This window comes from Myroides albus (assembly GCF_024722315.1).
Classification (GTDB): domain Bacteria; phylum Bacteroidota; class Bacteroidia; order Flavobacteriales; family Flavobacteriaceae; genus Flavobacterium; species Flavobacterium album_A.
Genome location: NZ_CP102754.1, coordinates 1,472,216 through 1,488,698 on the forward strand (window position 1 = coordinate 1,472,216; position 16,483 = coordinate 1,488,698).

The 16,483-nt window shown below is 36.1% G+C and carries 13 protein-coding genes; 4 read left to right on the plus strand and 9 right to left on the minus strand.

Annotated elements, in window-relative coordinates:
* The first annotated feature begins 29 nt into the window (after positions 1 to 29).
* The 3 genes from NWE55_RS06845 (at position 30) to NWE55_RS06855 (ending at position 2,473) form a co-directional block, all read left to right on the plus strand.
* Positions 30 to 590: a Crp/Fnr family transcriptional regulator gene (locus tag NWE55_RS06845; RefSeq protein WP_155090681.1), complete on the plus strand. Its 561-nt coding sequence runs from the start codon at positions 30 to 32 to the stop codon at positions 588 to 590.
* Positions 591 to 762: 172 nt separating this feature from the next.
* Positions 763 to 1,737, plus strand: coding sequence for a deoxyhypusine synthase family protein (locus NWE55_RS06850; RefSeq protein ID WP_208103209.1), 975 nt, complete (start codon positions 763 to 765; stop codon positions 1,735 to 1,737).
* A 46-nt stretch (positions 1,738 to 1,783) separates the two neighbouring features.
* The gene (locus tag NWE55_RS06855) at positions 1,784 to 2,473 is read left to right on the plus strand and encodes an HAD family hydrolase (protein WP_258204677.1); all 690 of its coding nucleotides are present in this window, start codon (positions 1,784 to 1,786) and stop codon (positions 2,471 to 2,473) included.
* A gap of 91 nt (positions 2,474 to 2,564) precedes the next feature.
* Here the strand turns inward: NWE55_RS06855 and NWE55_RS06860 are convergent, their stop codons facing one another.
* The 9 genes from NWE55_RS06860 to NWE55_RS06900 form a co-directional block, all read right to left on the minus strand.
* Complete coding sequence (locus NWE55_RS06860) at positions 2,565 to 3,266, minus strand: outer membrane beta-barrel protein (RefSeq protein WP_155090678.1); 702 nt, start codon at positions 3,264 to 3,266, stop codon at positions 2,565 to 2,567.
* A gap of 10 nt (positions 3,267 to 3,276) precedes the next feature.
* Positions 3,277 to 4,575 (minus strand): TolC family protein, encoded by a 1,299-nt coding sequence (locus tag NWE55_RS06865; RefSeq protein WP_155090677.1) that lies wholly within the window; start codon positions 4,573 to 4,575, stop codon positions 3,277 to 3,279.
* A 7-nt stretch (positions 4,576 to 4,582) separates the two neighbouring features.
* Complete coding sequence (locus NWE55_RS06870; RefSeq protein WP_155090676.1) at positions 4,583 to 7,696, minus strand: efflux RND transporter permease subunit; 3,114 nt, start codon at positions 7,694 to 7,696, stop codon at positions 4,583 to 4,585.
* A 21-nt stretch (positions 7,697 to 7,717) separates the two neighbouring features.
* On the minus strand, positions 7,718 to 8,833 hold the full coding sequence (locus NWE55_RS06875; RefSeq protein WP_258204678.1) for an efflux RND transporter periplasmic adaptor subunit: 1,116 nt from the start codon (positions 8,831 to 8,833) through the stop codon (positions 7,718 to 7,720).
* A gap of 215 nt (positions 8,834 to 9,048) precedes the next feature.
* On the minus strand, positions 9,049 to 10,446 hold the full coding sequence (gene mgtE / locus NWE55_RS06880) for a magnesium transporter (protein WP_155090674.1): 1,398 nt from the start codon (positions 10,444 to 10,446) through the stop codon (positions 9,049 to 9,051).
* Between the two features lie 21 nt (positions 10,447 to 10,467).
* Positions 10,468 to 11,163 carry an MgtC/SapB family protein gene (locus NWE55_RS06885; RefSeq protein ID WP_155090673.1) on the minus strand — a complete coding sequence of 232 codons (696 nt, stop codon included), beginning with the start codon at positions 11,161 to 11,163 and terminating at the stop codon, positions 10,468 to 10,470.
* 768 nt (positions 11,164 to 11,931) lie between these two features.
* Positions 11,932 to 13,290, minus strand: a complete 1,359-nt coding sequence (locus NWE55_RS06890) for a sensor histidine kinase (RefSeq protein WP_155090672.1) — start codon at positions 13,288 to 13,290, stop codon at positions 11,932 to 11,934.
* Positions 13,280 to 13,969: a response regulator transcription factor gene (locus tag NWE55_RS06895; protein WP_160339247.1), complete on the minus strand. Its 690-nt coding sequence runs from the start codon at positions 13,967 to 13,969 to the stop codon at positions 13,280 to 13,282. The genes NWE55_RS06890 and NWE55_RS06895 overlap by 11 nt, the downstream gene beginning before the upstream one ends.
* Before the next feature lie 223 nt (positions 13,970 to 14,192).
* Complete coding sequence (locus NWE55_RS06900; protein WP_155090671.1) at positions 14,193 to 14,528, minus strand: single-stranded DNA-binding protein; 336 nt, start codon at positions 14,526 to 14,528, stop codon at positions 14,193 to 14,195.
* Between the two features lie 159 nt (positions 14,529 to 14,687).
* Here NWE55_RS06900 and NWE55_RS06905 point away from each other — a divergent pair, with 159 nt between their 5' ends.
* Entirely contained in the window at positions 14,688 to 16,214 is a 1,527-nt protein-coding gene (locus NWE55_RS06905; protein ID WP_155090670.1) for a bifunctional GNAT family N-acetyltransferase/carbon-nitrogen hydrolase family protein, read from the plus strand.
* Positions 16,215 to 16,483: the final 269 nt, after the last annotated feature.

A 16,483-nucleotide genomic window follows, 5' to 3' on the forward strand; every position in this document is an offset into this window, starting at 1 on the left:
TAGATTTACTCCCTTAAATTTGACAAAAAATGACTTTAGAACAAATACTTGACAATATCTATGAACTTCCAAAGGAATCAAAACAAACTATTCAAGATATTGCAATAGAAAAGTCATTTCCAAAAGGACACATTCTACTGCAGGCGGATAAGTTTGAAAACAAACTTTACTTTATCAAAAAAGGAGTCGTAAGAGCTTTCTCCTACCACGATCAGGGAGAAATCACATTTTGGTTTGGAGAAGAAGGTGCTACCATTTTATCCATGCAAAATTACGTAGAGAATAAAAAGAGCTATGAAAACATAGAGCTATTAGTTGATTGTGAGCTTTATGAAATCAACTTTGACAAGCTCAACACTTTCTACCTTTCGGATATACACATTGCCAATCTCGGAAGAAAATTAGCAGAAAAAGAATTGCTTAAAGTTGAAAGACGCATCATTACAAGAGATTTGTTACCTGCCAAAGAACGCTATGAGGCACTTCTAAGCAATCAACCCACCCTATTTCAACGTGTCCCTTTAAAACACATTGCTTCTTATTTAGGAATTACTCAAGTAAGCTTAAGTAGGATAAGAAAAGAAAAATAGATTAATATTTATCATAGGATAAATATTATCCTTAATGTTCTAATTAGTTTCGCTGACGCATATCTAAAATCAACACAAACACCTCATTTGCAAGACAAAACAGGTGTAATTGCTATTGATATTTAGAATATAACAACAGTTTAGAAATACGCAGTAAAACAAAATTATGACAATGAAAAGAGGACCGATCTCACAATTCTTAGAAGAAAATTTCCTTCACTTCAACGCAGCAACTTTAGTAGACTCAGCTAAAGGCTATGAAACACACTTAGAAAAAGGAGGAAAAATGCTTATCTCTCTTGCAGGTGCAATGAGTACAGCAGAATTAGGAATTTCGTTAGCAGAGATGATTAGACAAGGAAAGGTGGACATCATTAGCTGTACTGGTGCCAACTTAGAGGAAGACATTATGAACTTAGTCGCACACTCTCACTACAAGAGAATACCAAACTACCGCGATTTAACACCTCAACAAGAACTTGAGTTACTTGAAAACAAATACAATCGCGTAACCGATACCTGTATCCCAGAAGAAGAAGCCTTCAGAAAAATACAAAGTCACATCGAGAAAATTTGGAAAGATGCAGAGCAAGCTGGCGAACGTTATTTCCCTCATGAATATATGTATAAGTTATTGCTTAGTGGAGTATTAGAGGACGAATACGAAATAGACCCGAAAAACTCGTGGATGTTAGCTGCTGCTGAACGCAACTTACCTATTGTAGTACCAGGTTGGGAAGACTCAACTATGGGGAATATATTTGCTTCTTATGTAATCAAACAAGAGCTAAAAGCATCAACTGTCAAAAGTGGATTAGAATACATGGTTTGGTTAGCAAACTGGTACGAGCACAATGCTGTTGGACAAGGAGTGGGGTTCTTCCAAATCGGAGGAGGAATTGCCGGAGATTTTGCAATGTGTGTAGCTCCTATGTTAGAGCAAGACTTAGAAAAAGAAAACATACTAAAATGGAGATACTATAGTCAAATTACGGATTCTACAACTTCTTTTGGATCGTATTCTGGCTGTATTCCAAATGAAAAAATTACTTGGGGCAAACTCGATGTTGACACACCAAGCTTTATGATTGAGTCTGATGCAACTATTGTAGCACCTTTAATCTTTGCTTATATTTTGAAACAATAAGATTTTATTTCACAGTATATTTGTATGTCAAACAATACAATTATATATGAAAAACATCAAAGTAGTAGCTTTTGACGCAGATGATACACTATGGGTAAATGAGCCTTTTTTCAACGAAGCCGAACAAGAGTTCTGTGTTTTGTTAGAAGATTATCTCACACATCAAAGTATTTCTCAAATCCTCTTCAAAACGCAAATCGATAACTTACCTCTTTATGGATATGGTATCAAGGGATTTACACTATCCATGGTTGAGGCTGCAAATATCATATCGAAAGGAACTGTAAATGTCAAAGTTATTGACAAAATCGTCAAAATAGGTAAAAAGTTATTGACTAAACCTGTTGAACTAATAGATGATGTTGAAGATGTTCTACAAGATTTACAATCCAAATACAAACTTGTTGTCGCTACGAAAGGAGATTTAAAAGACCAACACCGAAAATTACACAAATCTGGTTTAGGTCCTTATTTCCACCACATTGAAGTAATGACAGACAAGGAAGAAATAGACTATCAAAAACTGTTGAAACGACTTGATATAAATGCAGATGAATTTATTATGATAGGTAACTCGCTGCGTTCAGACGTATTGCCAGTTCTTGAATTAGGGGGACATGCTGTACATGTACCTTTTCATACAACATGGCTCCACGAGCATATAGATCACCCAATAGTACACGAAAACTTCAAAGTAATAAAGAAGTTATCTGAAGTAAAAAACATACTCTTATAGTAAAAGAAAAAGCCTCATAATTATGAGGCTTTTTGTACATCTTAGTGAAGCTAAAACACATTAGCTTCTCTTTTACAACAATCTAATCATCTTAAAAGCGATAACCTACAAAGACGTTAAAGTTCTGATTATATATTTTAAAGTCATTTGCTCCTTCATTTTCTTCTACTCCAAAAGTATTTGAATTATCAAATATTGAGGCAAACCCACGAGTAAACTGTGCTCCGATAATCAAGCCAAACTTAAACTGGTATTCCAATCCTGCAACAATACCATAATCCATCTTCTGCAAGTACTTACTGTCTTCTTGATCATCTTCTGTACTACCAAATATGCCGTGATCTTTGTACTTCTTTCCATTTTCATCTATTGCCGAAATAGAAGAATACAACAGCATATTCACATAGGGTCCTGCATAGAGTTGCAATCCCTTAACTTGAAATACTGCACTAATCGGGTTCAAGCGCAAACTATGCATTTCTAACGTAGCATCAAATACGTGATCTTCAAGTTCTCTTTTAAACTCACCTCCGTAATTTTGATAAAATAACTCGTGCTTTAACCCAAAGTGTTTGCCAATACTATTATCCACACTTACACCAGCAAAAAAGCTATTGCGGGCATCTACTTTACCATCTACAGCTAAATAGTCAACGTCATCGCCTTTCAGCGTTGATTGTAACCATCCCGCCTTAACAGCAAATGTAGTTCTTCCTTTAAGGTCTTCATTGATATCTTGCGCTGATATCAACGAAACAGAAAACAAGAATAATCCTAATATAATTTTTTTCATAATACACATCTTAAAAGTCAATATCCCAAATACCTACTGCTTTCTCCAACTCTACTAAAGCTGAAGCGTACTCAAATAGCGTTTCTGCATAAGCTTGTTGTATCTCATTATAGGTACGCTGTGCGTCTAATACTTCTAATAAGCTACTTGCACCACGCTGATAACTATACTTGATCCCCTCAAATACTTCTTTAGCTTCTTGCAACATCCCATTCTCAAAGCGGTAAATCTGTTTTTGTTTTGTCAAGTAATTGCGATATGCCTGTGTAATCTCTTTTTCAAGCTCTAACTCAATAGATAAGTATTCCAGATCTGCTTGTTTTTCTTCATACAATGCAGTCTTTAACCCCGATTCTTTTCGATTTGAAAACTTCAAAGGAACAGAGATTCCCGCTTTTACAACAGTATTACCAGGTGTTGGAGCAACAGCATTTTTTACGAATGAATTGTTTTCAACTCCTACACTTAGTCCCAAATCAATCGCTCTTTCAGCTCTTGCTAAGGCAACTTGACGACCTGCTACAACCTTATTCTGTCTTGCAACCAAATAATCTGCACGGTTATTTTGAGCCGTTACGATTAAATCATCTAAGTCAAATAATCGAGCAAACTTATCAAAACTCCCCTCAGGAACGTAAATTGTATCATGTCTATTGACACTGATAATATTTCTAATTTCCACTAAGCTATTCTCCCAAGTATCATCTGCATCTTGTAAATCATTCCACATTGACTTGGCTTCTAATTTACTTTGAATAGCATCTACTTTGCTTATTTGTCCCAAGCTATAACGAATACTATCTGACTGAGCTACTTGTTGCATAGACAAATAAGAATCTCGTTGAATGTCGAATAACATCTTATTTTGCATGCCTTCAAGAAATGTAACCGTAGATTCAGCTCTCAGCGTATGAAAGAACTCTTGTAATTCTAATTCTGCCAAGACTTTTTGATCGCGTGCCAAATTCTTTCTCGCTTTTCGCTTACCTCCGAGCTCCAAATCCCAAGACAACTCTGCCTCAAAGCCATACCCCATTTGCATGCGCTTTTGCTGATTGTCAGCCCATCCAAAACTTAACTCTGGATCGGGAAAAGCCTTTGCTGCTTGAACCTCAGCCTCAGCAATATCAATATTGAATCGCTCTGCTGTATAACTTAGGTTATTACTTATCATTCTACTCAAGAACTCTTTATAAGTAATCGCATTCTTGTTTCCAGAGTTCTCTGTATGCCCGTTCTGAGCATACAGTGTACTTCCACTACAAAGAATAACTAAACCTATTCCTATGTATTTTTTTAAATTATTCATTTTCTGACTAATTTTCTTCTTCTACTTCACTTTTTACAAAATCACTATCTTTCCCCCATTTGCGTTCCACTAAATAATAAAGCGCAGGTAACACAAATAGCGTTAATATAGTCGCAAATAGCAATCCATAAACAATTACTGTTGCCAATGGTCTTTGCACATCAGATCCGATTCCCGTAGCCATAGACGCTGGAAATAATCCCAAAATAGCAACGGTCGCAGTCATTAAGACTGGTCTAAACCTTTGTTCTGCTCCTGTCAATACAGCATCTAACAAAGCAAATCCCTTTCTTCTCAAGTCATTGATGTGAGAAATCATAATTACCCCATTTTGAATTGCTACACCAAACAAGGCAATAAACCCAACTGCTGAAGAAACGTTCAAAGACATTCCTCGTATATTCAAGGCAAGCATTCCTCCAAAAAGAGCCAGTGGAACAACAACCATTAATAATCCTGCCTGTCTAAACTGTCCAAAAGCACCATACAACAAGACAAACATCAAACACAAGGTCAATGGAACAATTACAGCTAAACGACTATATGCACGATTTTGATTTTCAAATTGCCCACCCCATTCTATGTGGAACTTCTCGTGATCATAAGTGATATTCTCCTCTATCTTTTGCTGTGCCTCCTTCAATAGGGATCCTAAATCTCTATTGCGGACATTCAGTTTCACAGTTAAGTGACGTCTATTCATTTCACGGGTAATAGTACTTTCTCCTGTACTTGTTTTCACTTCTGCTACTTGAGATAATGGAATCTTTGCACCAGTACTTGAAGTCAACATTAAGTTTGCAATCTTCTCAGGTGTATTTCTACTTTCTTCTGTATATCGCGCACTGATATCATATACCTTGTTCCCAATAAATATTTGCGAGATAGCCTTTCCACCAATAGCTACTTCGATAAGTTCTGCAACGTCAGATACATTCAATCCATACTGTGCAATCTTATCTCTGTTAGCGTGAATCTGCAACTGTGGAAGTGGTGGTTCTTGGTCAATAGCTAAATCTACTGCACCATCTACCGTTCTCAATGTTCCTAAAACTTCATTTGCAATACGGCGCGTCTCGTGGAAATCTTCTCCAAAAACCTTTACAACCAATTCAGAGTGAGCCCCTGATATTTTATCCATAACACCATCGATCATCGGCTGAGCAAAACCTACTGTAAATCCAGGCAAACTCTCATACTCGGCTGATAATTCTTCAATTAAATCATCCTTAGTCTTTCCTCTTGGCCATTCTTTGTAAGGTTTAATCCCCACAGAACACTCGAAGTGTGAAGGTGTAAATGGATCTGTTCCATCGTCGTTACGACCTGCCTGCACCATGACATAAGTTACTTCATCGTACTTCATCGTACGTGCGCGTAACGTATCACTCAACTCTTTTGATTTTTCCAGTGATATCCCGGGAGGTAATGTTACCTGAAGCCATATAGAACCTTCATCTAACGGAGGTAAGAAGTCTTTACCTACCTTTATAGTCAATCCAATTGTAATCGCCAATACCACTAATATTGGAGCAAAAACTTGCTTTGGTTTATTCACAATCTTAATGATGCGATTGTGGTACATTCCCGTTAGCTTTTCTAACCACTTGTTGTGGTAGATTTTTCTCGGCTTACGGTAAACAGCATACGCCAAACCTGGTATTAAGATTAAAGCTACCAATAAAGCTCCGGCTAAAGCATACCCTACTGTAAATGCCATAGGTGTAAAAAGCTTTTTCTCCACACGCTCAAAGGCAAATAGCGGTAAATAAGCTGTAATAATGATAATTGTAGCAAAGAATACAGGCTTTGCAACCTCTTTTGCTCTTTGCGCAATAGATTTTTCCTTCAGCTCTTCATCCGGATTATCCTCCCTCTTCTTCAGAATAGATTCCATCATTACAATTGCACCGTCGACTATAATACCAAAGTCAATTGCACCAAGCGATAATAAGTTTGCTGGTATATCTGTAAAGCGCATCATGATAAATGCGAAAAGCAAAGACACCGGAATTGTAATCGCTACTAATAACGCACCTCTCCAACTACCTAAAAATACAATTAAAACGATTACTACTAAACTTATCCCCTCTATCAAAGTCGTTGAAACAGTGCTAAGAGTAGTATCAACTAAATCAGTTCTATCTAAAAATGTATGTATCTTAACACCTTCTGGCAATAGTCCATTATTCAATTCATCAACATATTGGTGAATCTTTTCTAAAACTACTGATGGGTTTTCGTGTTTCAACAACAGGACAATCCCCTCAATACTATCAGAGTAATTTCTTTCGCGATCACTATACCCTAAGACTCCTTTTCGCTCTACATTACCGTATTTTAATTGTCCTAAATCATTCAAGAATACAGGAATACCGTTCTCTGCCTTTACAACTATCTTCCCTAAGTCTTCAAGGTCCTTAATCAAACCGATTCCTCTTACAACATAGCCAAGATCTCCTCTTGTTAAAACACTTCCTCCAGCATTGACATTATTCTCCTCGATTGTCTCAGTGACATCACTTAACGATAAATCATATTGCTCTAATTTGCGCGGGTCTAATTCAATTTGAAACTGAGTTGTAATACCCCCAAAGTTTGTTACTTCAGCTACACCAGGTACTTGATTCAACTTGGGAATAATCACGAAGTTTTGCAAATCCGTCAATTCTCTTAAGCTATAACCATCACCTTCAATAATATAGCGATACACCTCTCCAATAGGAGATGTAAGAGGATCTAACTCTGGTACTGCATCATAAGGTAGGTCAAGTCCATTTAAGCGCTCTTGTATACGCTGTCTTGCAAAATAATCATCAATTCCATCTTCAAAAACTAAAGTGATCATTGACAATCCAAATGTACTGTTACTACGCATTACGTGCATTCCTGGCATTCCATTCAATGCTCGTTCTACAGGAATAGTAATTTGCAATTCTATTTCTTCTGCAGCCAATCCTGGTACTTGCGTCACTACTTGCGATGTCGTATCTGCAATATCTGGATATGCTTCTATAGATAATTGTTTCCAAGAGTAATATCCAAATATACATAACAGTGCAAATAGAGCTGAAACAAGCCATCTTTTGTGAATAGCTAAGTCTATTATGTTTTTTTTCATTGTCTGTGTCTTTTGTAGTTATTAAAGTTGTGGCAAGTAAATTCCCCCTTCACTTACAACTTTATCTCCTTTGTCTAATCCTGATAAAATCACTGTTTTATCTCCTGATACTCCGCCAATTTTCACATTCTTGCGGACATAGCTATGCTCTGATACTGCCACAAAAACAAAAGAATCATCTTCACCTTGTAAAATTGAACGAGAAGGAACTAAGATTACTTTTTCTGGTTGATCAATAAAACGCACATTGACATACATTCCAGGTTTTAGAATACGCTTGTCATTCTCCACCTCAATAAGTACGTCAATACTTCTTGTCTCCTCATCTACAATCTCATTGATATGGTAAATCGTTCCTACAATTGGTTGATCTGGATAAGCAGACAATTCTACCTGAACTTTATTTAGCTTGTTTAAGTGATTAATGTCTTTCTCTTTAATCTTCCCAACAATCCAAATCTTATTCAGAGAAGCAATTTTAACTACTGGTTCTGAATCATCATTGATATATTGACCGATAACTACATTATTCTCCAATACCTCTCCAGCAATTGGAGAACGAACTATAAGAGGCTGGCCTAAAACTAAACTCGTCGGCTCTACATTGTAAATCTTGATTGCTGCTGTTGCATTGTCAAAAGCAGCTTTGGCAATCGAATTTTCTGTTTCTGCTTCTTCATACTCTTGACGAACACCTACGCCATTCTCAAGTAAGTCAGCTTGTCTTCTCAGATTTAAAGAAGCTTGCTTATACTCTTGCTTAGAGTCAAAGTAATCTTTTTGTGCATCGAAATAATCTGGAGAAGTAACCTCAAACAAAGGAGTGTTTACAGCTACTTTCTGTCCTAATTTCACGAAAGACTTAATTATTCTACCAGAAAACGGAGAAGCTATCTCTGCATAATGGTTAGGAATTGCTTTGACAATTCCTGCTGTAACTAAATCAAAAGTAAAATCCTCCTCACTTACTGAAGTTGTTTTAATTCTACTTTTCAAGTTTGAGTTTTCGGTCAAAGAAATTACCTTATTCTCCACCAAATATTGGGCTGTTTCACCGTTTTGCTCATTCTTATCTGAACAAAAACTCAATAAGAGGCTCAAGCCTAAAACACCTGCTATTTGTACTTTTTTAGCCATTATGTTTAATATTTTAATTTTTACTATATTTTAAAACCTAATTATTAACAATAAATTTACGCCTTATTATGTTAATTAATATAAACTTATTACTCTTAATTCCTACAAAAAAAGATTTATTCTACCCTTCTGGGCTCAAATCACTTCTAAATCGTATTTTTTTCATCCTTTTTACTCAATTCAAATACTTAATATTTTATATAACAATAACTGTGCTACTTTAGATTAAAAAAGGTAGCTGCTATACTGAAGTAAATTAATAAACCTGAAATATCAACAATTGTCGTTATAGCTGGACTGGCTACCACAGCAGGATCACCTCCTACTTTCTTGACTATCAAAGGCAGTGCAGCCCCTATAATTGTAGAAGAAATAACTTGTAACGAAAGAGCTAAAGCAATAACTCCACCTATTGCTACCAGCGAATATGCCGCTGGAATATCAGTCTCCCAACTCAAGAAAACTACCTTTGCAAAAGCCAATACTCCTAAGCAAATAGACAGCATTAATGCAATTCGCGTTTCTTTCCACAAGATAGCAAACCACGATTTCATATTAACTTGTCCTAATGCTAAAGCTCTAATGATCACAGTTGCAGATTGACTTCCGGCATTCCCACCTGTATCAGCTACCATAGGCATATACAAGGCTAAAATCATCATCTGCGCTAAGGCTCCTTCATAACTGTGAATTATCAATCCAGAAATAATACCTACAATAGCCAAAGTAACCAACCAGAATACTCTCTTTTTAAAATGATCAAATATGCTTGTCTGATTGTAATCTAATTCTTCATTATTGCTGATAATTCCCATAAAGCGCTCCATATCTTCTGTATGTTCTGCTTGTATTACATCAATAGCCTCATCGTGGGTTACTATTCCAACAAGTTGATTCTTACTGTTGAGAATAGGCAGTGCAACTAACTCATACTTATCAATCTTAGCCGCCACTGATTCGCTTGATTCATCTACATAACCAAAGACAAACTCTGTGTGGAGTTCATCATTGACCAATACATCTGGCTCAGCAATGATCAAATCTTTTAAAGTAATAAAGCCTACAAGAGTCTGATCCTCTCCTACGACGTACACATAGTAAATAGTCTTTTTGGAAGGGGCATCTTGTCTCACCTTTTGTATGGCCTCAAAACAAGACATATCTCTCGAAACAGTAGCAAAATCAGTGATCATTATCCCACCTGCAGTATCTGCTGGATAAGAACTCAAAGCCAAAACATTCTCTCTGATGTGCTTGTTTAAAAAAGGCAATAAGTCAATCTGCTCTTGTTGCGTTAAGATTTGAAACAAATCTGCTCTTGCATCAGAAGGCATTTCTTCGAATATTTTTGAAAAGCGTTTTTTACTTATTTGTTGAAAAAAGGAAAGTTGTTTTACTAAGGGAAATTCTGCAAAAATCTCTCCTTGCTCTGAAATGGGAAATTCACATAAAACAGTAAATAGATCTTTATTCTCCATTAAAGACAACACTTCACTAATATCTATAATGGGCATTTTCTTCAAAACGGGAAGCATTGTCATCATTTGATCTATACTTTGAAAATCTTTAGCCAACTTGGTCAGATTACTTGGTACATGGGTCGTCTTTTTCATCGCATTTCTGTTTTTAATCGGTTAATAAGTTGTTAGTTCCCAAGAAACTTCAGACACTCCAAACTCTAAGGAAACTTTCTTCGTAATTTGCTCTAATACCTCATCTTTCCTTCCAATACAGTAAATCTCAAATTTTAAATACGAGAAAGCTGGATTGCCATTATCTGAACTTTTCAATGAGCGCATTTGCAAATCCTTTTGAGATTTTAGCTGTTGTAAGACCATTACGCGTATAGCATTCTCTACTTCTTCCTTACAACCCACAATTATCTCGTAGTGTACTTCTGACGAATCGCTTTCTGACTCAAAAGAAAGCTTATTAATAACTGATCCTAAAGGACGCAATAACAAGTGGGCTCCCACAATCAATACCGTCATGACGATTGCTTCTTTCCACAGTCCTACTCCACACATAGAACCAACAGAAGCAGAACACCAAATAGTAGCTGCTGTATTCAAACCGCGAATGCTAAATCCGTCTTTCATAATCACACCTGCTCCTAAAAAACCTATTCCACTAACAACATAAGAAGCTACTCTCCCTACAGCTGTACCCCCAATCTGATAAGACATCAATACAAAACCAGCCGCACCTATACATACTAAGGTATTTGTTCGCAATCCTGCGCTTTTCTGTCTTACTTGTCTTTCTACACCGATCAAAGCACCTAATGCGAAAGCAAGTAATAATCTTAAAATAAATACTGAAATTGCCATAACTTTTACTTTTTGCTCCTACTGAGCAATCACATGTATTATGAGCAACTAAGCAGGATGGTTTAACAATGAATAACTATAAAGGATTCTGTGTCCATATCTTATTTTTTGATGTGGCAAAAGTAAAGGAAGCCTTTAGAGAAGGCTATTAGAAAGGTTTTAGAAAAATATTAGAATTCTATTAGAAAAACAGAAAAATTGATCGTCTAAGTCACATTCGACAATATACAAGTTGACAATACACCAGATTAACGAAAGGGATAAACCCAAAATCTGTATTAGCAAAATACGGCAAAGCAATTCTACTCCATAGTCCCTTCATTAGCTGTACAACCAAAACTATTATATGCTTGTATTACTAAATCAGGCCTATTCTCGTATACTTTATTCTCATTTATATGTCTATCGCGTATTTGGGTTTACCAAAACAGAGGAGGTAAAATTCTAATCAATTGACAAGATAAGTCAACGAACAACTACAGCAGTTGAATTTAACGAAATAAAAAACTGCTATTTTAAAAGTGCTATTATCACCCTCTGCGTTATTTAAAGTGATAAAAAACACAAGGGAGAATACTCTCACAGAAAACAGTCAAGGCACAAAAAAACAACAAATGCGCTTTGTGCCCTTAGTAATCTTTAGACTAAATTTCGAAGGAGACCCTCGTTCAAACAAAGCCGTTTGAACCAATCAGTTTTTTGCCTACTCAAGGAGTAAGTAACAATAAGATATGCATTTTAAATAGCTAATAATACACGCCCACTGAATTATAAAGTGATTACAAATTCGGTTCCTTTATTTACTTGTGAAGTAACAGCAATAGTTCCTTTGTGCAAGTCCACCACTTTCTTAGTCAGTGAAAGTCCAATGCCATTTCCCTCCAAATACTTGCCGTTATCTCCTCTATAGAAAGGTTTAAAAATCTTCTCTATATCTTCTGCGCTCATCCCAATCCCCTTATCAGCTATCTTAATCACTAAACGACCTCTGATATTAAACAAACTCACTGTTCCGTGATGATTATCAGAATACTTACAAGCATTCTCCAAAAGGTTCATCAACGCCACCTCCATTAAATATGGATTTACAGAAGCAATCATCATTTCCTCCTCCTCTACAGATTCATCGATAAGGAAATTAAACTTATAAGTACTATTTGACTTCTGCAATTTTTGACAAGCATCCAAAATAATTTCATCAATTCTAACTTCCTTAAAGACAATCTCAGTAGGATCATAACTCGCCTTAGCAAAGTCCAATAAACTATTAGATAACTTTACCAACTTTTTGGCATCGGCTAAAGCATTTTGAATTGTCTGTACATACGCTTCTTTTTCATTCTCTTTATTCAATGCCAAGTCTAACTCAGCAATTATAGCAGCCAAAGGGGTGCGCAACTCATGAGAAATATTCGAAACAAATTGTTTTTGACTATCAAAGGAACTTTCAAGTCTATTTAGCATTTCATTAAAGGTATTAGCCAAGGCAGCTAATTCATCTTTATTTTGTTCATTGCTCAGCCTCAAGTCCAAGTTAGTAGCTGTTATCTTATTTACCTCACTGATCATCTTCTTTATTGGCATTAGTGCTCTACTCGCAAAAAAGGTACCCAAAGAAGCGATAACGAGTAAGGAGACAATAGTCAATACAATGATGGTATAAAACAAGTTTTGCAACTTAGTATATCCATATTCATCAAAGGCAGTAGCAGTAATGATATAATCTTTTCCATCGTACTTATAAAGCATGCCGATAACCTGCCAATCATCTTGCATAAAGTGCAATTGATTCAACTTTAAAATAGAGGTCAGCATTTCGTCCGTTTCTTTAACACGGTCAATTTCGACATCGTCGTGATACAACAACTCAAAAGAACTGTTGTAAATAGCCACCTCAACTTCGTTGATAATCTGACTATTATTCAAATAAATACGGTGTAAGGTGTTAGTCTTAACTTTAGCCTCTAAAAAAAGTTTAGCTTTTGTAATTGCCTCTTTCTCGAGCTCTTCATAAAATTCAATTTCTCTATTCTGAGAAGAAGACCAATAGATAACCCCTGCGAACACAAGCAGTATTGACGCTACTAAAACAGTAAAAAGTAATGTAAGCCTCGTTTTAATTTTCATTCTGTTTCAAAATAAAGCCCATACCCGATTTAGTATGTATTAGTTTATTTGCTGTATCTATCTCTACTTTTTTTCTCAAGTAGTTAATATACACATCGATAAAATTAGTTCCTGTATCGAAATGCGTGTCCCAAACCTTCTCGGATATCTCGCTGCGGGACAATACGCGTTCAGGATTCTCCATCATATATTGAAGAAGGTTAAACTCCTTGGGAGTTAAGTGAATTTCTTGACCAGATCGTTTAAACTTCTTTTCATTCAAATCAAGCTCCATATCTGCATAACGCAAAATATTCGATTTTGTGGGATTGTTATTTTCAAAGCGCTTAATAAGCGCTCGAATGCGAACATACAATTCTCTAATTTCAAAAGGCTTGACTAAATAATCATCTGCACCAGCATCAAATCCTTCGACTTTATCATCAGTCGTACCGAGTGCCGTAAGCATAATAATCGGAACCTGTGGTATTTCTCTTTTTAGTTCTTTACACAAATCAATGCCATTGATTTTGGGCAATATAACGTCTGTGATAATCAAGCTGTACTCCCTCTGTAAAGCCAATTTTCGCCCCATATAACCATCATAGGCTACATCAACCTTATACTGTTGTTCTTCCAGACTGCGTTGCAATAACTCTGCTACGCGAATATCATCTTCAATGACTAAAATAGAAACCACGTCAATTACTTTTTAATAATCTGCAAGTTACTATTTTTTAAACGTCTAACAATACGGTATCCATGAGGCCTATTGATTATATTCTTTTTCACAGAGACTAAACTCCAATATATCCTAATCAATCGATGTGCGAAAAACATCTGACAAAAAAAAACAATGTAAACTCCGTTGATAGAGTTTATCATTGTTTTTATAATAAATCAATTATCTTTCAAATCTCTAATTACTTGCTACCCAAGAGTAAAATTTCTCCTACTACCACTTCTGTAATGTATTTCTTATTGCCTTCACTGTCGGTGTAAGTGCGATTAACTAATTTGCCTTCAATAGCCACTTCCCTACCCTTTGAAGCAAATTTTTCAACTATCTCAGCTACTTTTCCCCACGCTACAACATTGTGCCATTGAGTAGACTCCACCCTCTCGTTCTTCTCATTGTAATACACCTCATTAATAGCAATCGAAAAAGTTGCCCTAATACTATCTTTTTCAAAACGCTTAATTTCTGGGTCTTGCCCAATACGTCCAATTAATTGAACTCGATTTTTTAATGAACTCATAGTTTTTTGGTTTTAAATCTGCGAGCATGGTTAAATATATTGGTTTCTCGCTATGTAATTACAAGCAAAAAATAGACCATTTTTTATAAATTTTGTATAATTTTCACATTATTTATCCTTTTCCTATCCTTAAATCTTTGTAAATTGCAACAAAAAATCATGGAAAACCAAATTAATAAAGTTGAACTAAGAAATTTACAGATTGACGATTATATAGAATTGAAGCGTTCGATGATGGAATCCTACAAAGGATTGGAAGATCCTTACTGGGATAAAGGGGAGATTGCTGACTTGCTAAATGTCTTTCCTGAAGGTCAATTGGTAATTTTAGTAGATGATGTCGTGGTAGGTTCTGCTTTATCTTTAATTATTGATGAAAAGCAGGCGATGTCTGCGCACACTTATGATCAAATTACGGGATATTCTACCTTCAATACGCACAACCCTAAAGGAAATGTACTTTATGGTATCGATGTGTTTATTCACCCTAAATATAGAGGTTTGCGTTTGGGAAGACGTTTATACGACGCCCGTAAAGAATTATGTGAACAGCTGAATTTAAAATCTATTGTATTTGCTGGTCGTATTCCCAACTATTCAAAATACGCTGAAGAAATGACTCCAAAGCAGTATCTTGAGAAAGTAAAAACCAAAGAAATTCACGACCCTGTGATGTCTTTCCAATTGGCTAACGACTTCCACATGGTAAGGTTAATGCGCAACTATCTTGAAGGTGATGTTAGCTCTAAAGAATACGCTGTCCTACTTGAATGGAACAATATTTACTATGAAAAAGATGTTCAGTTAATTAACACCAAAAAAAGTGTTATTCGACTTGGATTAATTCAATGGCAAATGCGTCCCCTAAACGACTTAGATGAATTTTTTGATCAAGCAGAATTCTTTATTAATGCAGTATCTGACTACGAAAGTGACTTTGCGCTATTCCCTGAGCTATTTACTGCTCCACTAATGGCCGATTACAACCACTTATCAGAAGCAGAGGCTATTCGAGAATTAGCCCGATACACTGTGCCTATTCGCAAGAAGTTTCAAGAATTTGCAATATCCTACAACATAAATATTATCACGGGTAGTATGCCTCACTTAGTAGATGGAACACTTTACAACGTAGGGTTCTTATGTAAGCGAGATGGATCCTACGAAATGTATCAAAAAATACATATTACGCCAAACGAAGTACACTATTGGGGTATGCAAGGAGGTTCGAAAATACAGACTTTCGACACCGACTGTGGAAAAATTGGCGTTATGATTTGTTATGACGTAGAGTTCCCTGAATTATCGCGATTGATGTCTGATCAAGGTATGGATATCTTATTTGTTCCATTCTTGACCGATACCCAAAATGGATACTCACGCGTTCGCAGTTGTGCTGCTGCAAGAGCCATTGAGAATGAGTGCTATGTTGCTATTGCAGGATGTGTTGGTAACTTGCCTAAAGTAAACAACATGGATATACAGTTTGCTCAAGCTGCTGTGTTTACGCCTTCTGATTTCGCTTTCCCTACTAATGGGGTTAAAGCAGAGGCTACTCCAAATACTGAAATGACATTGATTGTTGACGTTGACGTTGATTTACTAAAAGAATTACACGAACACGGTAGTGTGCAAATCAAGAAAGACAGAAGACTGGATCTCTATGAAACAAGAAAATTAAAGTAAACCTACTGAACTATACGTCAATAAAAAGGGACTATCTCAAAAAACAATGAGATAGTCCCTTTTTAGGTTTATAACTCTTACCCAAAGTCCCCCCTTTGAGTATCACTCCTCTTCACAACCATTAAACTTCAAGCAAACGACACCTTTATCACACAAAAAAGGCCATAAAACCACCTATTACCCGCATTTTAAATCCACCTTTTAGGCATCCTTTTAAATGGTGGTCGGCTTGTGGTCGGCTTTTGGTCGGCTTGTGATCGGCTTATTTA